Annotated in this window: 18 protein-coding genes and 2 riboswitches; all 18 genes read right to left on the bottom strand. The window is 37.3% G+C overall.

The window, feature by feature from the left end; genetic code table 11:
• Window positions 1–237: 237 nt before the first annotated feature.
• Window positions 238–1206 carry a tRNA dihydrouridine synthase gene (locus ACQKNC_RS20315; RefSeq protein ID WP_427426539.1) on the bottom strand — a complete coding sequence of 323 codons (969 nt, stop codon included), beginning with the start codon at window positions 1204–1206 and terminating at the stop codon, window positions 238–240.
• A 508-nt stretch (window positions 1207–1714) separates the two neighbouring features.
• Complete coding sequence (locus ACQKNC_RS20310) at window positions 1715–2794, bottom strand: methyl-accepting chemotaxis protein (RefSeq protein ID WP_427426538.1); 1080 nt, start codon at window positions 2792–2794, stop codon at window positions 1715–1717.
• A gap of 43 nt (window positions 2795–2837) precedes the next feature.
• Window positions 2838–3551 carry a hypothetical protein gene (locus tag ACQKNC_RS20305; RefSeq protein WP_427426537.1) on the bottom strand — a complete coding sequence of 238 codons (714 nt, stop codon included), beginning with the start codon at window positions 3549–3551 and terminating at the stop codon, window positions 2838–2840.
• Between the two features lie 42 nt (window positions 3552–3593).
• A complete protein-coding gene (locus ACQKNC_RS20300) occupies window positions 3594–3968 on the bottom strand; it encodes a hypothetical protein (protein ID WP_427426536.1) in 375 nt (124 codons plus the stop codon).
• A gap of 178 nt (window positions 3969–4146) precedes the next feature.
• A riboswitch (cyclic di-GMP riboswitch) is annotated at window positions 4147–4233 on the bottom strand.
• 450 nt (window positions 4234–4683) lie between these two features.
• Window positions 4684–6027, bottom strand: a complete 1344-nt coding sequence (locus ACQKNC_RS20295) for an APC family permease (RefSeq protein WP_427426535.1) — start codon at window positions 6025–6027, stop codon at window positions 4684–4686.
• Between the two features lie 13 nt (window positions 6028–6040).
• On the bottom strand, window positions 6041–6757 hold the full coding sequence (locus ACQKNC_RS20290; protein ID WP_427426534.1) for a cysteine hydrolase family protein: 717 nt from the start codon (window positions 6755–6757) through the stop codon (window positions 6041–6043).
• 153 nt (window positions 6758–6910) lie between these two features.
• Window positions 6911–7095, bottom strand: a riboswitch (Lysine riboswitch).
• Window positions 7096–7791: 696 nt separating this feature from the next.
• Window positions 7792–8088, bottom strand: a complete 297-nt coding sequence (locus ACQKNC_RS20285; RefSeq protein ID WP_427426533.1) for a hypothetical protein — start codon at window positions 8086–8088, stop codon at window positions 7792–7794.
• Between the two features lie 393 nt (window positions 8089–8481).
• On the bottom strand, window positions 8482–10689 hold the full coding sequence (locus tag ACQKNC_RS20280) for a transglycosylase domain-containing protein (RefSeq protein WP_427426532.1): 2208 nt from the start codon (window positions 10687–10689) through the stop codon (window positions 8482–8484).
• Between the two features lie 334 nt (window positions 10690–11023).
• A complete protein-coding gene (rlmD, locus tag ACQKNC_RS20275) occupies window positions 11024–12388 on the bottom strand; it encodes a 23S rRNA (uracil(1939)-C(5))-methyltransferase RlmD (protein WP_427426531.1) in 1365 nt (454 codons plus the stop codon).
• A gap of 212 nt (window positions 12389–12600) precedes the next feature.
• The gene (gene cydS / locus ACQKNC_RS20270; protein WP_427426530.1) at window positions 12601–12723 is read right to left on the bottom strand and encodes a cytochrome bd oxidase small subunit CydS; all 123 of its coding nucleotides are present in this window, start codon (window positions 12721–12723) and stop codon (window positions 12601–12603) included.
• Window positions 12724–12736: 13 nt separating this feature from the next.
• The gene (locus tag ACQKNC_RS20265; protein ID WP_427426529.1) at window positions 12737–13762 is read right to left on the bottom strand and encodes a cytochrome d ubiquinol oxidase subunit II; all 1026 of its coding nucleotides are present in this window, start codon (window positions 13760–13762) and stop codon (window positions 12737–12739) included.
• Complete coding sequence (locus ACQKNC_RS20260; protein WP_427426528.1) at window positions 13759–15105, bottom strand: cytochrome ubiquinol oxidase subunit I; 1347 nt, start codon at window positions 15103–15105, stop codon at window positions 13759–13761. Before ACQKNC_RS20260 ends, ACQKNC_RS20265 begins: the two co-directional genes overlap by 4 nt.
• 397 nt (window positions 15106–15502) lie before the next feature.
• The gene (locus ACQKNC_RS20255; RefSeq protein WP_427426527.1) at window positions 15503–16417 is read right to left on the bottom strand and encodes a diacylglycerol kinase; all 915 of its coding nucleotides are present in this window, start codon (window positions 16415–16417) and stop codon (window positions 15503–15505) included.
• Window positions 16418–16547: 130 nt separating this feature from the next.
• Window positions 16548–17108: a thioredoxin family protein gene (locus ACQKNC_RS20250; protein ID WP_427426526.1), complete on the bottom strand. Its 561-nt coding sequence runs from the start codon at window positions 17106–17108 to the stop codon at window positions 16548–16550.
• A gap of 481 nt (window positions 17109–17589) precedes the next feature.
• Complete coding sequence (gene gatB / locus ACQKNC_RS20245) at window positions 17590–19017, bottom strand: Asp-tRNA(Asn)/Glu-tRNA(Gln) amidotransferase subunit GatB (protein WP_427426525.1); 1428 nt, start codon at window positions 19015–19017, stop codon at window positions 17590–17592.
• A gap of 1 nt (window position 19018) precedes the next feature.
• Window positions 19019–20482 (bottom strand): Asp-tRNA(Asn)/Glu-tRNA(Gln) amidotransferase subunit GatA, encoded by a 1464-nt coding sequence (gene gatA, locus ACQKNC_RS20240; RefSeq protein ID WP_427426524.1) that lies wholly within the window; start codon window positions 20480–20482, stop codon window positions 19019–19021.
• Between the two features lie 24 nt (window positions 20483–20506).
• A complete protein-coding gene (gene gatC / locus ACQKNC_RS20235) occupies window positions 20507–20794 on the bottom strand; it encodes an Asp-tRNA(Asn)/Glu-tRNA(Gln) amidotransferase subunit GatC (RefSeq protein WP_010857153.1) in 288 nt (95 codons plus the stop codon).
• 409 nt (window positions 20795–21203) lie between these two features.
• On the bottom strand, window positions 21204–22337 hold the full coding sequence (locus tag ACQKNC_RS20230; RefSeq protein ID WP_427426523.1) for a CamS family sex pheromone protein: 1134 nt from the start codon (window positions 22335–22337) through the stop codon (window positions 21204–21206).
• Between the last annotated feature and the right edge of the window lie 309 nt (window positions 22338–22646).

Below are 22646 nucleotides of genomic sequence, written 5' to 3'. Positions count from 1 at the left end.
TTTTCTGTTTTTAGGCTGTTAAATATGGAATTAATGATAATTATCTCCTTTCTTTAATGACCGATGTGGTCATATCCAATTTAACAAAAAATGACCATTGTGGTCAAATAAAAATTAAAAGGAATAAAGGACACGATTTTCTACCCGTCGCATCTCAACTTTTACATCAAGGTTAGAACTGTATTAGGCAACAAAAAAGAGGGGTTCTTTGCCCCTCTTTGATATCAATGGTACATCTTAATCAACATTGTTTGATCCAAAGTTATCAAGCAATGCACGCACTTCATCTGTTGATTTCGTGTTCATCAATTGATTTCTTAATTCACCAGCTCCACGGAATCCTTTAACATAAATTTTGAAAAAGCGATGAAGCCCAGAGATTGAACGTGGCAGTGCTTCCGCATATTGATCTTGAAGATCAAGCTGCAGTCTTAAAAGATCAAGGTACTCTTTACTGCTATGCTCTTTTGGCTCCTTTTCAAAAGCAAAAGGATTTTTAAAAATACCTCGCCCGATCATAACGCCATCAATACCATATTGTTCAGCAAGCTGCAGCCCAGTTTGACGATCAGGAATGTCTCCATTGATTGTTAGTAGCGTATTTGGTGCAATACGGTCACGTAATTTTTTGATTTCCGGAATTAACTCCCAATGCGCATCTACTTGGCTCATTTCCTTTCTTGTACGTAAATGAATAGAAAGGTTCGCAATATCCTGTTTTAAAATATGCATTAGCCACTCCTTCCACTCATTTACATCCGTATAGCCAAGTCGTGTTTTCACGCTGACAGGCAGTCCTCCCGCTTTTGCTGCTTGAATAAGTTCTGCCGCAACGTCTGGACGCAGTATAAGGCCACTACCTTTCCCTCTCGATGCCACATTCGGAACAGGGCAGCCCATATTAATATCGATGCCTTTAAATCCTAGTTCTGCCATGCCAATACTCATTTGACGGAAATATTCGGGATTGTCCCCCCAAATATGTGCCACCATTGGCTGTTCATCTTCTGTAAAAATCAAACGGCCACGCACACTTTTCATGCCCTCTGGATGACAATAGCTATCCGAGTTTGTAAACTCTGTGAAAAATACATCCGGTCGACCGGCTTCACTAACTACGTGACGAAATACAACATCTGTCACATCTTCCATTGGTGCAAGTACAAAAAATGGTCGTGGTAAATCACGCCAAAAATTATCTATCATTTTAAACTCAAATCCTCTCACTATGGATACAACTTCAAACTCTCAGTTAAAAAATATAAAGCCAAATATTCCACTTCTTTTACACTTATATCATGCTCAATAACTTATTATCAACACAAGTACATTTGGCATTTATAATTTGTGAAAAGCGGCAATGTTTATTTTAACGAAAATCGGTCCTGAATGGTATAAACAAAAAAGCAGATGGTATAGATTTTTTCTATATCAACTGCTTTTCTATTATACCAACTCCACCATGCTATCGCTTCATACTGTGGTGAGACTAGCTAATCGTGGAACTGTAAAATAACAGTAAAAGCAGACTGCCAATTAGAGATGCAATATCGCATTTCTAAACCGTCTGCTTTTTAATTTCAACGAATATTAAGTTAGCTAATCCAAAGAAACACACCCAATAAAAGCGATGTTCAAAAACACGCTTAAATTAGGTTTATTCAGCCAAGTACGCACTGCATTCACAATGTGACCCTATTTTTGATCGACCACTTTAGCTTTCCACACCATGATTTAATGAAGAAAGTAATTTTTCTGCATCATTTTTTAAATCTACAAGATACTCTGCTTCTTGAACTAGTTTTTGCATTGTATTTAATTCATCATCGCTAATTCCAACTAACTCTTCAAACATTTCTACTGATTCTCGCGAAATGAAAGAAATATCCCTCATTGCTTCCATAATTTGCAGAGAACTTGAAGATAATTCTTCTGTGCTTGCAGATGATTCCGCATTATTTTCAGCAATAATTTTTGTAGTGTCTACAATTTTTTCGAACATATTCTCGATTTCTAGTATTTTAGTATTTGTTTGTTCAAACTCTTCTGTTCCTTGCTTCATTGATATGACAACTTTGTTCGTCTCTTCTTGAATATTTTTTACAATATTCGAAACTTCATCAGCTGACTGACGCGATTGTTCAGCCAATTTACGAACCTCATCAGCAACTACAGCAAACCCTTTACCGTGTTCTCCTGCACGAGCTGCTTCGATAGCCGCGTTCAATGCTAATAAATTTATTTGCTCTGAAATCCCTGTAATTACTTTAACAATATTACCAATTTCGTACGATTTTTCTCCAAGTATATTGATTGCATCAAATGTCGTATTAATCGTTTGATTAAAATGCTCCATTTTCACCAACGAATCTTTTAACTTTTCATTACCTTCTTGCGTTAATTCTAACGTCGTATTCGATTGTTCTGAAATTTGGTTAGATCTTATAGATAGCTCTTCAATAGCCACTGTGATGTCTTCGATAGAAGTAGCACTCTCTTCAGTAGCGACTAGTTGCTTGTTTAATCCTTTACCGACTTCATCGATTGCGGCCCTTACAGTATCAGCCTTCTCAGTTGCGTAATCTCCATGTTCTAAAAGATTTTTACTTTTTTCATTCACATTATTTGCGAATTTATTAAATTGTTCACTTACTTGATCTGCTGATAATTCATTCATTCCATTTAGTGCCTCTTTATTAATATGGGAATGACGTATAAGTGAAAAATATCGGTAAGCAAAATACAAAGATGTACATAATAAAACTACAATAATCCCTAACATAATAGCTTCCATGAAAAAAATTCTCCTATTCTACTTACGTATGAGTGATGAAATTTTATAGTTCTCTTACAATGATGTAAATACCATCTGCTACAGTCGATGGAATACTGCTTAGATTTTCATTACTTTCATATTTATGAACAATATAGTCCCCTTCTACGTTTACGTATTTTGTCAGGCCATGATACTTCTCCAGCAAACGCATTGACTTTGGATTTGTCGCTTCAGCTAATACTAATCTTAAGCCTTCTTCTGTTGCTTTTTTTATTAATACATCGCCTAAACTTTGTACAATATCATGACGATTATGCTCAGCAATTACACCTAATAAAAATAAATGTAATACTTCTCCATCTTCCATATCTTTTCCATAACGTTTTTTATAATCTCCTAGGAAACGTTCATCAATATCCTCTAATACACGCATAACAATATTCATATCAGCAAACGTGCCTTCAAACATATCCCCTTCGATAATTTCAAGGACATTCGTATCTCCAACTAGTGAGCCTACAACATTTTGCTCTTTATCTAGTGCAACAGCACAGTATCCTTGATGAACATTTGCTTCAATATATTCCTTCGTAAATTGATAGAAATCTTCGTAAGGTAGTTTTAAGGCGTACCCGATAATTGGCTCTTGCACCCATTTACCAGCAACATCTACCCCAATAAATGTTTTTGCTAAACATTCTGCTGCCTTTTCAATTAAATCCGGTTGGTCTTTTGTAAGTATTTCATATGTATATAATTCCTGAATTGTATGCATCGTAAATTCCTCTTTCAAAATGTGACTATAGTTATTTAAAGATTAACCCATTGGTAATTGCGAAACATTGTCGACTACGGTTCCTGGGAAATTAACTCCCTCTAAAGCATTTCGCACTTGCACATATGCAATTTTAGAGGCTGGATTAACAATAAATATATCTTTAAAGCCTAGTGATGCATAAAACATTAATGTTTGTCCTAGATCTGCCGAAACCTTTGAAGGAAGAGGTGATTGATATGTTGCATCAACAACAAATGTATATGTATTTTTCTGTACTTTTGCCACTGTCTCTTCCAAATCTTTTAAATACTCCTCTACAAGAGCTGCTTTAATAAACCCTATTATTTGGACGTGTACTTCTTTTTTTGCTTCATAAATTGCCATTTTATATTTCTCTTTATCAACGACTATCATCTCAAATCTCCTTTTTATAACGTTCTTAAAACTGTTAGCATTTTTGTAATAAATATTACTAAATACATACATTTCTCATCTGTCGCTACGAACTGATTGGAATCAGTCCTTTTAATTTTTTTCCACAAAAAAAACTATCCCTGAACATTATTAGGATAGCCAAAAAATCACTTATTATCTTGGCAACCCGACTATCATTATCCAAGAGAATTTTAGACTCGTAGCTTTGCGTCCTTACCTTTCGATAAGTTTGCCTTTTTCAATTTTTTAAAATAACGCTGACATATTATATTTAAATTATAAATGTTTTGTCAAATTCTGTCGATAGTAGGTAATTTTCTCTAAAGAATATCGGATAAATTAGAGAATTTTTCCGTATATTTAAAGGAATGGACAAGAAAATACTGTTTGATGATTTTACAAAGAGGGCATCTCTTATTCTGCCCAGATTATAGGAAAAGCAAATGGCTACATGTTCTTTCACATTCATCTAATAAGAAGAATTAAATCAACAGAATACTAGAAAAAGTCATATAGAGTTTTGTATTTAATTGATGTTTGTTCTGACAGTAAGTTTTATCATTTTTTATTAAAAAATACACCTATCCCCAGATATTCCTGTATAAAAATAAATCAGCTACCTAATATCGATAAAAATTACCAATACTAGATAACTGACTTATCTCAGAAATTCACTCTAAGCTCTTTCGGTATTTTATAAATCCGTAAAAGTTGGTGGTTTCTTTTTGAAGCCTTTCGTCGTAATGAAAGCATAGATAAAACCGATTGCAAGCCAGATAAAGCCTATCTTCAATGTCATCGGTGATAAATTAATAAATAAGTAGAAACATATACCAAATCCTAGCCCTGGAATTAATAAATATCGAATTATTTTCTTTTCTTTTTTACGGAAGAAGTAATACACGATCACTGACAAGTTGACAAACATAAATCCAGTCAGGCCTCCAAAGTTCATTAATTCTGCTACGAAATTTACTGATAAAAAAAGTGCTCCTAAAACACTAATCACACACATCAATAAAATATTGTATACCGGTGTTTGATATTTTGGATGTAAATGTGTGAAAAACTTTTTCGAAAGTACCTCATCACGACCCATACTAAACATTAAACGAGATGCACTTGCTTGTCCTGTTAAACCAGCTGTCACAGTCGATACAATAATCGCAACCGTATAAAGAGTTGCAAGAACTGCACCACCTGCTTTTTCAGCTATATCAAATAAAGCCGTATCAGCTGAGCTAAAGTTTGTAACATCAGGCCATACGAGCTGAGCTACATACGCTTGCCCAATAAAAATAAGTCCTCCGATTAAACAAGCTAAAATAGCTGCCTTCCAAATATCATCTTTTGGATTAACTGCCTCTTCTGAAAGAGTAGTAATCGAATCGAACCCTAAAAACGAGAAGCAGGCCATTGCTGCACCAGAAATAATTGCAGACATAACGAATTTTTCATCGTTGAAGAACGGCACAACAGTAAAGAGCGACGTACCACTTTCCCCACCGACAATTGTCTTCACACAAAAAATAACAAAAATAACGACTACAATTCCCATAAACATAACGAGGATTTGATTTGTTTTTGCTGCGATGCCAATACCTAGAATATTTACAGTAGTTATAATACCTGCAATTAATAACACCCATACCCAATACGGAACAGATGGTATTAATGCATTCGCATATGAAGCACCTACCATAAATACAATGAGTGGCACTAGGACATAATCCATAAACATTGCCCAACCTGCAAAAAAACCTAAATGCGGATTGATCGCACGCTGTGTATATGTATAAGTTGACCCTCCATTTGGAAAAACAGCAGCCATTCGACCGTAACTATATGCAGAAAACATCATTGCAACCATCGCAATCAAGTAGGCTAATGGCAACATCCCACCTGTAGTCTCTGCTGCAAAGCCATAAATATAAGCTGGCGCAATCGGTGTCATAAAAGCAATACCATAAATGACTAAATCTTTTAATGTTAAAACACGTTTTAACTGTGGTGTATGATCATTTGGTGTTTGACTCATAGTCCATTTCCTCTCACACATTCATTGGTTCGTGTTTTGATAGTTCTTCCGTTACTAAATCAATTACTTCATCTGTACTCATCACTTGGCAATAAATTTGATTCATAATCATAATTTCAGCATCATGAAGCTGTTGCGTTGCAGCTGCACATGCATCTTCAACTAAAATAACTTCAAAGCCTGCGTCAGCTAAGCTTCGAACTGTTGAAGCAACACATTGATCTGTTACAACACCTGTACAAACTACTGTTTCAATGCCCATATTACGCAGTAAAAATTCATAATTCGTTCCACTTAATACGCTATCTGTCGTTTTATTTACAACAATTTCGTCATCAAGAGGCTTTAATTCATCCACCATCTCCGCTCCTGGGTCACCGATTGGCAATAAAATATTGTTCCATCCTGGACGGCGTTGTACAGGAGAACGATCTCGTCCATCTTTATGATGGCAAGCAATGCGACCAAATGTTACTTCTAATTTATTAGTACGGAAAAAATCTAAAAGCTTTTTATTGTTCGGAATCGTTAAATTGTCGATACGATCAAAAAAGTATTCCCACTGATCAAACATGCCCTTTTCTCTTGCAACCTGCGCGTCTAATCCGTCTCGGCTAATAAACTGATGTTGCATGTCTACTATTAGTAATGCTGTTTTATCTGGGTTCACGTTTACTTTTTGACCGTCAGTCGGTAAAAATTCATAATATAATGTTGATGTATTCTCCATAATATTCCCTCCAAAATACCTCTAATTCCAAAATGTATAGACAAATAAAAAACAGACTCTTTGTGCAAAAGAATCTGTCTAACACAAAAATGACCTACTCATTTTTAGAAACTTAAAATGAATCGACCATTTAAAATTCCCACTGTTTGTCTAAACAGAGATAGCACAACTTCATAAACACGTAAGTTTACGAAGACAGTCCTGCAACTATTCGCTACAGACCCAGTATATGATGGCGAGAACTCACCACATACTTCGGCGACACTTCCTTCTACCTAACTTCTTCATCTTCTCGGACTCCATTAGGTACTGTTAACTGTCGCGCCTCTACCTCACTATCAGAAAAGTGAGGTTTATTAAATTATTTGAAATAATTATATTATTACATTTTTTATATGTCAACTTTAAAATCTACTATATTTTATAAGATTTATCGCGCACAACCACAAAAAAATGACAATCAAAACACTTTTACACAATAACTATTTACAATAAATATAACAATATATCAATAATTGTATACGCATTTAATTATTCACCTCATGATTTTTCATTACCTATAAACCATTCCCTTCTTAACGCTCACGATTCACAATATATTTCATAAATTACCCCAGCGATAATTTTTTTGAGGATAAAATTGATCAATACGCTTTTCAAGTTATAAAAGTAAAAGCAGACGGCCAATTAGAGGTGCATTATCGCACTTCTAAACCGTCTGCTTTTTATGTTTCAACAAATATTTAATTAGATATACCAAAGACACACCCTAATAAATCATACGTTGAAAAACACGCTTAAATTAGGATTAGGCAGCTAGTTCAAGCTATGCACAGCATTTACAATGTGTGGATTGTATGTGACACATTGGTGATGGTGGGTTAAATTAAAAAATGACTCTGCTCTGCTTTAGCGAAATACCAACTTACTGTATCTTCTACTTTCACTTACAAAAAGAGCATCAATTCCTTTTTGATCAGCGACTCTATTAAGTTAAAGAAATATTTTTCATTATGTATCTAAGTTTGATTACCTCAAGTCTTTCTTTTTTCTTCTTTTCTCCTTTTTGATTCTTTTACATAATTAATATAGTTCCCTGTTCCTTCTATTGCTGAAACTGCAATGATAGCCCATTCTAGTGCATTAACATCTCTTAGCGATTCCTTTCCATAGAATAATGTGATGCTAGCAATAAACCCATAGAGAAGTGCTTTAGAAAAATACTCCCAAATAGGAGAATAAATTTCTATATTAATTTTCCCGTATATTTTGTCTATTAAGATTGCCATTCCTAAAATTATAACTACGGTTATAATAATTTCCGTCTCCATAGTCCGCCTCCATAAAAAATTTTAACAAATGCTTCATTATATAATTTCTTCGAAAATATCTTTAATCCTTTATATAACGAAAAAGAACGAATTCCACTACTGGAAATCCGTTCTTTTATCATTTCTTTATTATTAAACTAACTCCAACTAATCTCTTGGTTATAGGGAACAGGTCAACCTTTTTTATTGTTTTAACAGGTATGTGGAAACATATCTACTACGATTTTTTCAAAGCCGGAATCTTAGTATCTTTAACATTCACACCTAAGATTGTAACCCCCAATACAAGAGCACCTCCTATGAAGAAAACCCAGCTCAATGATAAAATGAACGAAAGTGAAGATGAAAATTTTGCAGTTACTATCGGCAAAAAGTTAAAAGACATTCTTTCGTCTAACCATGCTTTTGTTCCTTTTCTTCTTCCTTTTTCCGACGCTTCTCTTCTTCTTTTCTATGTTTCTCTTCTTCTTTTCTATGTTTCTCTTCTTCTTTTTTAAGTTTCTTTTCCTCTTTTTTGAGCTTCTCTTTATTTCCGCCATTATTAGGATGAATTATTACATTGTTGTTTTTAGGTGGCTCTTCTGCAGAATCAATTCCTTTTATATAAAGTTCATTTTTCACTCTATAGACACTTTCTGGTTGCTGAAAATTTGCTGTATCCGTTCCGATTGCTTCCATCATTGCTTTAAACATTAACTGTGAGATTTTCGTCGTATTTCCAGTCATATAGTTACCTTGCCCGTTTTGAGCGTAACCCGTCCAGACAGCCATGGTGTATTGAGGTGTATACCCTGCAAACCAGCTATCATTTGTAGCAACGTTTGGATATCCATATTTAGCTCGAGTTTTTTCATCAAAATTGGTTGTACCTGTTTTCCCGGCAACATCCAGTCTGGGAACATTTGCAGTTGTTCCTGTCCCAGTATTTACGACTGTACGTAACATATCAGTTACCATATAGGCAGTGTAATCCTGCATAACACGTTTTGTTTTCTCCCCAAAATTAACGACTGCGCCATCCGCGAAAACAACCTTTTGGACGAAATGTGGTTTATTGTATAATCCGTTGTTTCCAAAAGCACTGTAGCCCCCTGCTATGTCTAAAGGACTAACGGTATTGCTGCCGATCGAGTATGATTCATATACTTCATTACTTTTAAATGTAATGCCAAGTTGTTCTGCAAAACTCTTAGCCTTATCCATCCCAACTTCTCTCAATGTGAGCAGTGCCGGGATATTGTATGAATATTGCAGTGCCGTCCGCATAGTCAGCATTCCATGATATTGATGATCCCAGTTGGAGATGGGCTCACCCGTTGAATAAGTTGTCTGATGGTCGTTAATCAAATGAGCAGTGGACCATTTTAAGTTTTCAATCGCCGGTCCATAATCAAATATAGGCTTAAAGATTGATCCTGGTTGACGTCTGATATCGACAGCAAAGTTGTGACCTGAAAATTGGGCTTGATAGTCATTTCGACCACTTCCGATTGCCCTGACTTCACCGGTCATGGTATCTAATAAAACGAAGGCTCCCTGAAAATTCTCATCCGGATAGGCAATGATTTCACTTGTATTCATCATTTTTTCCGCGAAATCCTGTGCTTTTGGATCCAGGGTTGTATAAATCGACAATCCGTCCTCGCTGATGTCTACATCCTTCAGTTTTCCCTTTACCTCTTTCACAGCTGCATCCAAAAATGCTTCATAAGGCATACTTTGCTGCGCATTTTTTGCTACAAGTCCCTCTGTTACAGGAACTTTTTCTGCTTCCTTCATTTGTTTTTCCGTAATATAGCCATCTCGAAGCATCGAGCTTAATACGATGTGACGGCGCTTCGTGGCTGCTTCTTTGTTTTCCGGTATGGTTGGATCATAATTGTTCGGACTCTGTGTCAGTCCGGCTATCATCGCCGCCTGCGCAAGCGTCATTTTTTTCAAATCATCGGACTCAATTCCGTAATAATTCTTTGCTGCCGTAGCCACTCCGTAAGAGCGGTTTCCAAGGTAGATTTTATTTAAATACATCATTAAAATGTCCTGCTTAGAATATTTTTTTTCCAACTGATACGCTAAGTCCCATTCTTGCACTTTGCGTTTCAGTGTTTTCTCTGGTGACAAGAAAGAATTTTTAATGACTTGCTGTGTAATCGTACTACCTCCCTGAGATCCGAAATCTCCGGTTACATTCACAAAAATTGCCTTGGCTGTCCGTTTGAGGTCGATCCCAAAATGTTCGTAAAAATGGGAATCCTCGGTGGCAATAAAGGCATTTTCCAACACTTTTGGCACTTGGTCGTACGTAATTTTTGTCCGTTTTTCCTTCCCGTATTCATAAAGGAAGTTTCCGTCTTTATCATAAAATTTAGTAGAAAGCGGATCCATTAGCTTAGCAGAATCTAAGGTAGGTGTACCCTTCATTATTGAAGCAATCGTAATGGCTCCTACTCCTGTTGCAACAAGTCCGACTACCAAACAGACAATGACCATTTTTTTAAATAACGATCCCTTTTTCAGTATACCGATACTTCTATGTTTATTTTTGTTTGTTTTTTTCGCTTTTTTTCGTTCCTTACGAGTTTGATACCCTTCTTCTGACATTCCTATTCTCTCCCATTTAAATACAATTACAGTTAATATATGCGCAACAGCCTGTGTCGATATAATCGTTTTGTGTGATTTATTTTCAAGTCATCTTTTTCATGAATTCCTATATAACGGTTTAAAGAACGAGTGATCCACTAATCCCCATGGTTATTTCTTTAATTTTTTGAGTGCCTAACATTATTAATGCCCTCATAACAATATCCTGACAATTAATTCTATCATCTGGTACTAATAGTTGATACTATATTTTTTTACTAACCTGGCCAAATAACACCTTTATTACTAAAAAAAAGAACGAATTCCACAATCGGAAATTCGTTCTTTTTCTTTATACTAATTCCAACCACGCTACTGCCTCGCAATGTGTCGAATGCGGGAACATATCCACAGGTTGAATCTCCTGTGTTTGATAACCCCCATCCTCCAAAATTCGGAGGTCACGTGCTAGTGTAGCTGGATTACAGGACACATAAACAACACGCTTGGGACTTTGCTCTAAAATTGTTTTTAGAAGCGCCTCATCGCAGCCTTTGCGCGGTGGGTCAACTACTAGGACGTCTGCTTCTTTGCCTTCCTTATACCAACGTGGAATAACTTCCTCTGCTGGGCCGGCCTCGAAATACGTATTCGTAAAGCCATTTAGTGCTGCATTGCGTTTAGCATCTTCGATAGCTTGTGGAACAATCTCAACACCCATAACAGCCTTTGCTTTTTGTGCAAGGAATAATGAGATGGTACCAATTCCACAGTAAGCATCAATTACTCGTTCATCACCCTGTAAGTCAGCGTAGTCTAATGCTTGTTTATATAGGACTTCCGTTTGCTCAGGGTTTACTTGATAAAATGAACGGGCTGAAATTTCAAAGCGAACGTCGCCAATTGTATCGATAATAACGTCCTTGCCCCACAGGTTCACGGTTTCATCACCGAAAATAACGTTCGTTTTGTCGCTATTAACGTTTTGCATAATTGATGTTACATTCGGAACAAGCTTCTGGATTGTTCCAACAGCGGCTTCTTTTTGCGGGAATTTTTTCTTTTTAGTTACGAAAACAACCATAACTTCACCAGTTGCTCGTGCTTTACGAATAACTACGTGGCGCAGCATTCCCTCATTTGTTAACTCGTTATATGGTCGAATACCTATTGTCGCTAGTTCCTTTTTCAAGCCTGCAAGAATAGCGTCCGCTTCCCCTGTCTGAATTAAGCAACGCTCCATATCCACAATGCTATGGGACTTCGTTTTGTAGAAACCAGCAATTGCTTGTCCTGCTTCATTTGAGGAGAAAGGTATTTGTGCTTTATTACGGTAATGCCAAGGCTCTTCCATACCCTTCACAGGCAGAACAGGCGCATCAATTTTACCAATGCGCTGCATGACATTACGCACCATGTTTTCTTTCCATTTTAACTGCCCTTCATAAGACAGGTGCTGTAATTGACAGCCGCCACATTGCTTGAAATATTCACAAGGCGCATCTACACGATCGGGTGATGGCTTAAGAATTTCTACAACCTTCGCAAAGCCATAATTTTTTAACGTTTTTAAAACATGTACTTCCGCCGTTTCATTAGGAAGTGCACCTTGGATAAATAATGGATAGCCATCTACCTTTGCGACGCCATTGCCATCATGTGTTAAATCTTCTATATAAACTGTTAGTCGGTCATTCTTTTTCACGGGTGCTGACATTCGTACATCCTCCATTTCAATCTCTTTATTGTAGCATGTTGCGGCGGATGAAAAAAGAACAAGGCTTCATACTAACTGCCCGGGCTTGTCGAAAATGTGATCAGGTCTGGTTCTGAACTGCTCGGGTATGCAAAAAAGTGATCGGCTCCGCGTACTCGAGCACTGAACGAACGGATACTTCTTCCCCTTTACACGAGTAGAAAAAAGAGCCGCTATTCGCGGCTCTTCTCCTCTTTCCTCACTGTGTGGTAATCTCTTGGTGCCCACCAGAAAGCAGCAACTAATCCAAGGATGACGACTATAAATGGCGCATAAAAAATAAAAAAACTTTCCATAGTTTTATCCCTCCTATGCATGATTGTCTTCTTTTCCTGTCACGTAATTTTTGTTGAAGAGGAATAATTTCAACAACAAGAATAGTGATGGAACAAGTAGACACAGTCCTAAAATAAATGCTATGACGAGTGCAATTGCCATTTGTGTACTTGTAAAGCTATCGTAAATAGTTAAATACGGATACAGTAAATAAGGATATTGAGCGATCCCATATGCGAAGAATGCTACTGCAAATTGGGCAATCAATAATCCAACTGCAAGACCGTAATTTTTTCGCATCCATATTAACAATACAGTAATAATAAACAGCACGGCTGATATGGCAAACATCCACCATAAATTAACCATATGATTGTAACTTTCAGGGTTGATGGATTTCATTTCGTACATAATACCGAGCGCACTCACCATTAATGGTATCGCCCAAACAAGTGCGTATTTTCGCATTAAATTTGATGCTTCCCTATCCTTTGCTTTATGCGCATACCAAGTTAAAAACACGGCTGAAATATAAAGTACAGCTGCAATACTCAACACGACAATACTCCAAGCAAATGGGCTCGTATACAATGTCCAATAGTTTAAGACAGGTTGCCCTCCAACAATATCAACATAGCCACCAGCAGCAATCGCGAATACAACAGAAAGTGAGGCTGGAATAAGTAAGCCTGCTATACCATACGTCAACGTGTAACCAATATGTCCACGTGTGCCATATGATTCAAACGCATAGTAGGAGCCTCGAATTGCAAGGAGCACTAGCGAAATACTAACTGGGACAAGTAAAATCGTTCCATAATAGAAAGCTGTTTGTGGGAAAAATCCAACAATCCCAACAAAGAAGAATACTAAAAAGACATTGGTTACTTCCCAAACAGGCGATAAATAACGCTTAATAATATTCGTTAAAATGTGATTTTTTCCGATGAGTAGGCTGTATGCATTAAAAAAGCCTGCACCGAAATCGATTGAAGCTACAATGACATAGCCAAATAGGAAAATCCATAATACTGAAATACCTAAAATCTCTAACGTCATAAGATGTCACCGCCTTTTTCAGCATGGCGATCTTCTATTTCACGCTCAATTGGATTCTTTTTGAACATACGAACTAAAACCACCATACTTCCTATTGCTAATACGGCATACACACCAGTGAACAGTAGCATCATTAAATCCACATGGTCACTCGTTGTGGCCCCTTCTGGTGTTCGCATTAATCCATATAAGATCCAAGGCTGTCGTCCCACTTCAGCAAGCCACCATCCTGCTTCAATTGCAATAATGGAAAGTGGTCCACCTGCAACAACAATCCATCTAAACCAACGTGAATGAATAAACTGCCAATCACGTGCTTTCCCGGTTACGTAAAGCAGTGAAACGAGTGCCATGAACATGCCAATCATCACCATGAGATCAAAGAGGTAATGAATATATAGTGGTGGTCGATCTTCTTTAGCAAATTGATCTAAACCAATTACCTCTGCATTTGGATTATTATGTGCTAAAACACTCAAAGCATAAGGTACTTTAATAGCATATTTTATTTCTTCTCCATCTAATACACCAAACAGTATAAGGGAAGCTTTGTCTTCAGTTTCAAAATGCCACTCAGCTGCAGCTAGTTTTTCTGGCTGATATTCTGCTAAATACTTTCCTGAAAAGTCTCCAATAATCGCTGATGCAATGGAGAAAATCAAACCAATCTTCATAAGTAGTAATAAAGATTTTTTATGGTATACATGCTTAGAACCTCTAAGTAGACGATATCCTGCAATAGATGCTAACACAAATGCGGACGTCATATACGCTGTTACGAGAACGTGTGCTACCTTTGTCGGCATTGCTGGATTAAACATTGCTATAAAAGGTTGAATATTCACAAGCTGACCGTCTACAATGTCAAATCCTTGTGGCGCATTCATAAACGCATTAACAATTGATATAAACACAGCTGACATAGATGCACCGACAGCAACTGGAATTAACAGCAACATATGCTTTTTCTGACTATCGAAGCGATCCCAAGTATATAGGTAGATGCCTAGGAAGATGGCTTCAAAGAAAAATGCAAACGTTTCCATAAAAAGTGGTAATGCAATTGTTTGACCGGCAAGCTGCATAAAATTCGGCCAAAGTAAAGACAACTGTAAGCCAATTGCTGTCCCTGTTACAACTCCGACTGCAACAGTAATAACAAAGCCTCGTGCCCAACGTCTTGCCATTAAAATATAATGCTCATCATTCTTTTTGTACCCAGTCCATTGTGCAATCATAATCATTAATGGGACACCAACACCAATCGTTGCATAAATAATATGGAACGATAAAGTTAGCTCCGTTAATGCTCTACTCCAAAAGACTGCTGATTCATTCACCATTTCATTGCCCCCCTAACCTCCAAATACTCTTCCAAGTATGGAAAGTAGCATAATAATTGCAACACCAAAGCTTAGCCAAATGAGCTTTCTTTCCTGTGACTTATACAAAGGCACACTTCCTTTCCCTTATCTCTACCCCATTTTCCACTATTGCAACGAAAAAAACCTTTATAACGGACCGAAATTTCGGCCTATTATAAAGGTTTCAAATTTTGTTCAAGTAATATACGCACATTTGCCAAACATTTTTCTTATTTCATTCACAATACCAATTAAAGGATACAAATATCCTTTAATTAGTATTTCATCCTTTAATACCCAATCGATAAAACATACTTTCACATAAAATTAAACAGGGCACCCTCCTAAATTAAAGAGAGCCCTGTTTAAATGTTCGTTACATACGGTCTTCCTCACGAATATCTGCTAGTGGAACAAAAATTTCAATATGGCGCTTTAAGTTTTCAAATGTTGCAGGCGCATCCCCACCATACTCACCATCTAAATTTAAATGTATTTCGTCTTCAGTAGATACTTTTACGACACTTGCCTTTTTATAAATTACACGATCATCATTTAAATGCTCGCCTCTTAATGCCATTGCGGCAAGCTGAATAAATTCAGGCAGGCTTACTTTTTTCAATACTAATAAAGTAAAGTAGCCATCGCTAATACTTGCGTCAGGTGCAAGCTTTTCAAAGCCACCCACTGAATTTGTTAAGCCACATAAAAACATCATGGCATCCCCATCAAACACTTCACCATCATATTCGATACGCATGTGGGAAGCTTTAATTGATGGGATCATTTCTACTGCTTTTAAGTAATAAGCTAGCTGTCCAAGCATTGTTTTCATTTTACTTGGCACTTCATAAGTTAACTCTGTAATACGTCCGCCAGCGGCAATATTGATGAAATAGCGTTCCCCATTTAATAAACCAACATCAACCGGCAACGTTTCGCCTTTAATAATGATCTCAACAGCAGCTTCAATATTTCGAGGAATATGCACAGCACGGGCAAAGTCATTCGTTGTGCCCATTGGAATTAAACCTACTTTCGGGCGGTTCTCAAATGAACTCACACCTGAAACAACTTCATTTAATGTGCCATCTCCACCAACTGCAATGATTATGTCAAAGCCACGTTCAACTGCATTTTTTGCTGCAATGATTGCATCGCCTTCACAGGTTGTTGCGTGACAAGATGTCTCATAGCCTGCTACCTCTAATTTTGCCAATACTTCTGGTAGATGCTTTTTAAACACTTCACGCCCAGATGTAGGATTATAAATGATTCTTGCTCGTTTCATAACATACCTTCTTTGCTTCATAAGATTCTATTTCTTTTAAACGAATTATACGTTTAAATGTTGCGTTGCTAATAGTCCACAAAAGCAAGGCATGTCCTCATTGTCTGACATGCAGCCTTGTGCTTTACAATTATCGCAATGCAGCTGTTACTTGTTTTTTAAAATCCTCATAAACAAATGTCCAATATGATTTATTCGTAATATTCTCTTCACGAATTTCTGCATATAGCGCTTTTTGGGCATCTTCAAATGTAGGATCTTCTTTATCAGGTAAAGTAGCTCGTTTACTCACTACTAGTTCCTGTAATTCTGGTGCACGTGGTCCCCATTTTCCAACAACCTGCCCAGCATCGTCTAATAAAATATAAACCGGAATTGCACGACCACCGTTTGTTAAATAGCGATCAATTAAATCTGTATCAGCATCACGTAGTACTGCGCACATTTCTAATCCTGCTGCCTCTGCAACTCGGCGAATAATTGGATTGTTTAACATTGCGTCCCCGCACCAATCCTCAGTAATTGTTAAAATTTTTGGTTGCTTGTCCTTTAGTAGTTCGATAAAACCATCATTTAGTGGCACTTCGAAACCATCATAAATACGAAAGCTTTCCTCTTTTAACGTCGTCATATTTTCCATGTATTGTTGAATCGAAATCGCATCATTGAAATATTGTTGTTCAGTTTTCATTGATAGGCCTCCTAAAGTTATATCATGTTCTATTCTATATTTTGCTATGAATACTCTTTTTAGACAACTATAAAGTGTTAAGTTGGTATTTTTTAGCTCATCACTATAACGTGTGGTTGATTTCCGTTCCGACTGGGCGCTTTCCTGGGGGCGTCCAGTCGGAACGGAAATCAACTTATATAAAGGCATAAATCTAAATAAATCTAAACAAATGTCATCCACAACTTTTGGTGATGAGCCATTTTTTAGTATAACCCCACATCAAATGCTGAGAAAACACTTACCTAATCGTCCAAGCGACTGACAAACCTCTTCAATTTGTTGACATAAGTACTGTGCAGGACCGTCAGGGCATTCACTTCATCTTACAATTGTATGGATACCTCAAACAAAAAGGATAGTACCTTTAGTATGTATTACTTTTTAAAAATAAAAAGCCAAGAAAACAAATTTGCTCTCTTGGCCTTCTGTTTAATTGCAATTAACGTTTTGCAATTTCTTGTTGTAATAATTTATTGACCATTGGTGGGTTCGCTTGACCTTTAGTTGCTTTCATAATTTGACCAACTAAGAAGCCGATAGCACGATCCTTACCGTTTTTGAAGTCTTCGATTGATTGTGCATTGTTGTCTAGAACTTCTGTAACGATAGCAAGTAATGCACCTTCATCAGAAATTTGAACTAAACCTTTTGCTTTAACGATTTCTGCTGCTGAACCGCCGTTTTCTACTAATTCAGTAAATACTTTTTTACCGATTTTAGAAGAAATTGTACCGTCAGTGATTAATTTCACCATTTCCGCAAGATTTTCTGGCGTTAATGCAGTATCTTTAAGGTCTTTTTGTTCTGCATTTAAGTATGCAGAAACATCACCCATAAGCCAGTTTGCTGAAAGCTTTGCATCTGCACCTTTAACTACCATAGCCTCGAAGAAGTCTGAGATTTCTTTTGAAATAACAAGAACTCCTGCATCATATGGTGTTAAGCCTAATTCATCAGCATAGCGTTTTTTTCGAGCATCTGGAAGCTCAGGAATTTCTGATTTTACTCGCTCTAACCATTCATCAGAGATCGATAGACGAACTAAGTCTGGCTCTGGGAAGTAGCGGTAATCATCTGTTCCTTCTTTCACACGCATAAGAATTGTTTTACCTGTTTTTTCATCGAAACGACGAGTTTCTTGATCAATTACCCCACCTGAAAGAAGGACATCAGCTTGGCGTAATTCCTCGTGCTCAATACCACGGCGAACATAGTTGAAAGAGTTAAGGTTTTTAAGCTCTGTCTTTGTACCAAATTCTTCTTGACCATATGGACGAATTGAAATGTTGGCGTCACAACGTAGTGAACCTTCTTCCATTTTACAGTCAGATACATCTGTATATTGGATAATTGATTTTAATTTTTCTAAGTAAGCATACGCTTCGTTTGCTGTACGAATATCTGGCTCAGAAACGATTTCTACAAGTGGTGTACCTTGACGGTTAAAGTCAACTAAAGAGTGGTCACCAGAGTGAGAAAGCTTCCCTGCATCTTCTTCCATATGAAGACGCGTAATACCGATACGTTTTGTATAGCCGTCAACCTCGATATCAATCCAGCCGTTTTTACCGATTGGTTTATCGAATTGAGAAATTTGATAAGCTTTCGGATTATCTGGATAGAAGTAGTTTTTACGGTCAAATTTTGTTTCTTGCTCGATTTCCATGTTAAGTGCAAGTGCTGCACGCATTGCGAAATCTACAACATTTTTATTAAGTACAGGAAGGACACCAGGATAGCCTAGGTCGATAACTGTAGTATTTGTATTTGGTTCAGCACCGAAGTGAGCTGGTGCTGGTGAGAAGATTTTTGAGTTCGTTTTTAACTCAACGTGTACTTCTAAACCAATGACTGTTTCAAAGTTCATGTTATTTTCCCTCCCAAATTTGAGGAACTTGTTTATGGAACTCCGTTGCTTGTTCAAAAGCATGAGCTACACGGTAAATTGTTGCTTCATCGAAATATTTACCGATAATTTGTAAGCCTAGTGGTAGACCATTTTCAATACCACATGGGATTGAGATGGCTGGCACACCAGCTAAGTTCATAGGAATCGTTAAAATATCATTCGCATACATCGTCATTGGATCATCAACGTTTTCACCAATTTTAAATGCTGGTGTAGGAGAAGTTGGCCCAATGATTACGTCAAAGTCTTCGAATACTTTGTCGTAGTCTGCTTTGATAAGTGTACGTGCTTGTTGAGCTTTTTTGTAGTAAGCATCATAAGTACCTGCACTTAGTGAATAAGTACCAAGCATGATACGACGTTTTACTTCATCGCCAAAACCTTGTGCACGTGTTTCTTTATAAAGGTCCATTAAGTTATTAACGTTTTCTGCGCGGAAACCATAACGGATACCGTCAAAACGAGAAAGGTTAGAAGACGCTTCAGAAGAAGAAAGAATATAGTACGCTGCAAGTGCATATTTCGAGTGAGGAAGTGATACTTCTTCTACTGTAGCACCTAAGCCTTTTAATACCTCTAATGCATCAAGCACTGATTGACGTGCTGCTTCACCAACACCTTCACCAAGGAATTCTTTTGGCACAGCGATACGTAAGCCTTTTACGTCACCTGTAAGAGCTGCTGCGTAGTTTGGTACTTCTACGTCTGCAGAAGTTGAATCGTTTGCATCTAATCCTGCGATTGCTTCAAGTAAAAGGGCGTTATCTTCAACATTACGTGTAATTGGTCCGATTTGATCTAAAGAAGATGCAAATGCCACTAGACCAAAGCGAGATACACGTCCATATGTAGGCTTCATCCCTACAACACCGCAATAAGCTGCTGGTTGACGGATTGAACCACCCGTATCAGAACCAAGTGAGAATGATACTTCACCTGCTGCTACTGCTGCTGCAGACGCACCTGAAGATCCACCTGGTACGTGGTTTAAGTTCCATGGATTTTTTGTTGTTTTATAGTATGAGTTTTCATTCGAAGAACCCATTGCAAACTCGTCCATGTTTAATTTACCGATAGTGATCATACCGGCTTCACGTAGTTTTTTAACTACTGTTGCATCGTAAATTGGCATAAAGCCTTCTAGAATTTTAGAAGCACAAGTTGTTTCTAAGCCTTCTGTAACGATGTTGTCTTTTACACCGATAGGAAGACCAAAAAGTGGTCCACGCTCTTCAAATGGCACTTTGTCCATTTCAGCTGCTTGTGCAGTTGCTTTTTCTTCGTTTGAAGCAAGGAAAGCTTGTACATCGCCGTCAAGCTTCGCCACACGTTCGTATGCTTCTTTTGTTAAATCAGCAATTGTTAGGTTACCCGCTTTAATGTCAGCTTGTAGCTCCTTTGCTGAACGTTCAAATAACGTCATGAGGAATCCTCCTATGTTTTAGTATTACATGATAGCTGGTACTTTTACTTGACCATCTTCTTGTTCTTTTACGTTTAACATCATTACTTCACGGTCTAAGCCTTTTGTTGCCACATCTTCACGCATTACGTTTACTAGTGGTAAAACATGAGTTGTTGGTTCAACATTTGTTGTATCTAACTCGTTTAATTGCTCTGCGAAGTCTGTAATTTTACCAAGCTGTTCAGCAAATTTCTCTGCTTCCTCTTCCGTAATTGCAAGACGTGCTAAATTTGCAACGTGCTTAACTTCTTCTTTTGTTAATTTTGCCATTTTTCACACCTCCGAATACTCATTCAATTCATTGTTTTAGTCGATAACAATAGGGTTGAATAAAGTTAACCATGCAAATAATCATAACATTTTTCATATTAAAAATCACAACTTTCACCAAAAATAAAGAAACTTTCACTACTATGACGAAGTGTTGTCTTTAGGGACTGTTTTTAGAATCCTTCATATAGACTTCGCTTTTCGCGAGCGAAGCATGGATCGCGTCGCTGTACTCTCTTTTATAAGTCGATTTAAGGGCTCTATCCGTTTTTGCTCTTGTATACGTCGATCCGAGGAGTCTTTCCGTCGCTTTTGCTTTTCTATCCATCACTTCGATTCTTCCAACAAATATAATTGAATCTCATTTTTCTCCCACAAAAAAAATAGTCAGCACGAGGCTGACTATAAATTAATAGATATGGACGTATGGTTCCTTTTCGTTGGCATTCTTTACGATTAATGCCTCTGGGCCGTTAATCGATGTAATACTTACTTCCACATTGATGTTATCAAATTGATTGATAAGAACACCTGTTAAATATTGTGTAAAGCCTATAATTTCAAGCTTGCCAAAGAATTGGATTGGAATTTCAATCGTTAGCTTTTGAATTTTTTTGTTTTGATAAAAGCCTGTTCCTATCACACTAGTATAGTTTGAAAAATATTTATCTACATCTTGTTTAAAGTACTTAAAGTTATTGCTATCATCTCGGTATACATCCTGTGATTCACTCGTTGGGAACAGTACATATTCTTCATCATTAGCTTTCCAATCGGATACGTCGTTTTGTCCTGCTTTTGCTACGCCATAACTAAAATACGTTCCTGGAATAATGTCATTGCGAGCCTTTTGTTTAAACAAGCCTACTACAATCGGTATATCTTTCAATTCATCACGAGTTCTTAGGCGAGACACAATTTCAGCGGCCATCTTCTTTCCTTGCTCAACAAGTTTTGCCTCTGGAATTGGTTGCTCAAAGTAATCTCCATACTTTTCTTTTTGATAGTAATAAATAGAATTTAAGGCAAGTCCTATCGATATACCGCCTAATTTTACTTTATTATCACTAGTTTTTGTTAAATAATTTTGCTCAACAATATGTGATAAATAGATTGGAGCCTTTGTTGCACGTTCTTCTGCAGGCATTGAGTCCGTCGTTGGAGGATTTAAACCCTCCTTCTTTTGTGAACTACGTGCAAGCCAATCTGACACTGTACTTTCCGCTAAATATTGCCCTTCTTGGAAGAAGTAGTTTTCTGTGTCAAACTCAGTTTGAGAAAGACGCATTAAACCTGTTTCTACTTCCTTCATATCATATTTCGTAAAGATATTTGAAACTACTAATCCTCTGCTAGCACTTTGTTTATAAGGTGTTAGCGTTCTATAGTATGAATCATCAATTTGTATGCTTGGAATAATTGTTGTTTCCGCTTTTTCCTGTTGCGTATCCTGTGTAAGCTCTGTCTCCTTCTCTTTAGAAGGCACACAGCCGACTAGCATTGCAGCAGCGACAATTGCTGGAATGAGTCGAAATGACTTCATTATTTTAAGACTCCTTTACTGAAATTAAATTTCTGCTCGACGAATTGTTCATACTCGTGGAAAGGACAATTCATCTTACTTTACTATAATATTGGATCATCACCATAACGTGTGGTTGATTTCCGTTCCGACTAGGCGCTTTTATCGCTGCCGCTTCGCTTTCACGCAGAAAACATTTGTTGCTGCCGCTACGTTAGCACTTCGCTTTCGCACAGAAAACATTTGTTGCTGCCGCTACGTTAGCACTTCGCTTTCGCACAGAAAACATTTGTTGCTGCCGCTACGTTAGCACTTCGCTTTCGCACAGAA

The sequence above is a fragment of the Lysinibacillus sp. NPDC094177 genome (genome assembly GCF_050279145.1).
GTDB lineage: Bacteria > Bacillota > Bacilli > Bacillales_A > Planococcaceae > Lysinibacillus.
Note: the sequence above shows the minus strand (reverse complement) of the source record. Positions and strands in the feature narration are given on the sequence as shown.

Coding starts and splice junctions, on each gene's coding strand:
- ACQKNC_RS20315 (WP_427426539.1), bottom strand. CDS start 1,206: ATGATAGATAATTTTTGGCGTGATTTACCACGACCATTTTTTGTACTT.
- ACQKNC_RS20310 (WP_427426538.1), bottom strand. CDS start 2,794: ATGGAAGCTATTATGTTAGGGATTATTGTAGTTTTATTATGTACATCT.
- ACQKNC_RS20305 (WP_427426537.1), bottom strand. CDS start 3,551: ATGCATACAATTCAGGAATTATATACATATGAAATACTTACAAAAGAC.
- ACQKNC_RS20300 (WP_427426536.1), bottom strand. CDS start 3,968: ATGATAGTCGTTGATAAAGAGAAATATAAAATGGCAATTTATGAAGCA.
- ACQKNC_RS20295 (WP_427426535.1), bottom strand. CDS start 6,027: ATGAGTCAAACACCAAATGATCATACACCACAGTTAAAACGTGTTTTA.
- ACQKNC_RS20290 (WP_427426534.1), bottom strand. CDS start 6,757: ATGGAGAATACATCAACATTATATTATGAATTTTTACCGACTGACGGT.
- ACQKNC_RS20285 (WP_427426533.1), bottom strand. CDS start 8,088: ATGGAGACGGAAATTATTATAACCGTAGTTATAATTTTAGGAATGGCA.
- ACQKNC_RS20280 (WP_427426532.1), bottom strand. CDS start 10,689: ATGTCAGAAGAAGGGTATCAAACTCGTAAGGAACGAAAAAAAGCGAAA.
- rlmD (WP_427426531.1), bottom strand. CDS start 12,388: ATGTCAGCACCCGTGAAAAAGAATGACCGACTAACAGTTTATATAGAA.
- cydS (WP_427426530.1), bottom strand. CDS start 12,723: ATGGAAAGTTTTTTTATTTTTTATGCGCCATTTATAGTCGTCATCCTT.
- ACQKNC_RS20265 (WP_427426529.1), bottom strand. CDS start 13,762: ATGACGTTAGAGATTTTAGGTATTTCAGTATTATGGATTTTCCTATTT.
- ACQKNC_RS20260 (WP_427426528.1), bottom strand. CDS start 15,105: ATGGTGAATGAATCAGCAGTCTTTTGGAGTAGAGCATTAACGGAGCTA.
- ACQKNC_RS20255 (WP_427426527.1), bottom strand. CDS start 16,417: ATGAAACGAGCAAGAATCATTTATAATCCTACATCTGGGCGTGAAGTG.
- ACQKNC_RS20250 (WP_427426526.1), bottom strand. CDS start 17,108: ATGAAAACTGAACAACAATATTTCAATGATGCGATTTCGATTCAACAA.
- gatB (WP_427426525.1), bottom strand. CDS start 19,017: ATGAACTTTGAAACAGTCATTGGTTTAGAAGTACACGTTGAGTTAAAA.
- gatA (WP_427426524.1), bottom strand. CDS start 20,482: ATGACGTTATTTGAACGTTCAGCAAAGGAGCTACAAGCTGACATTAAA.
- gatC (WP_010857153.1), bottom strand. CDS start 20,794: ATGGCAAAATTAACAAAAGAAGAAGTTAAGCACGTTGCAAATTTAGCA.
- ACQKNC_RS20230 (WP_427426523.1), bottom strand. CDS start 22,337: ATGAAGTCATTTCGACTCATTCCAGCAATTGTCGCTGCTGCAATGCTA.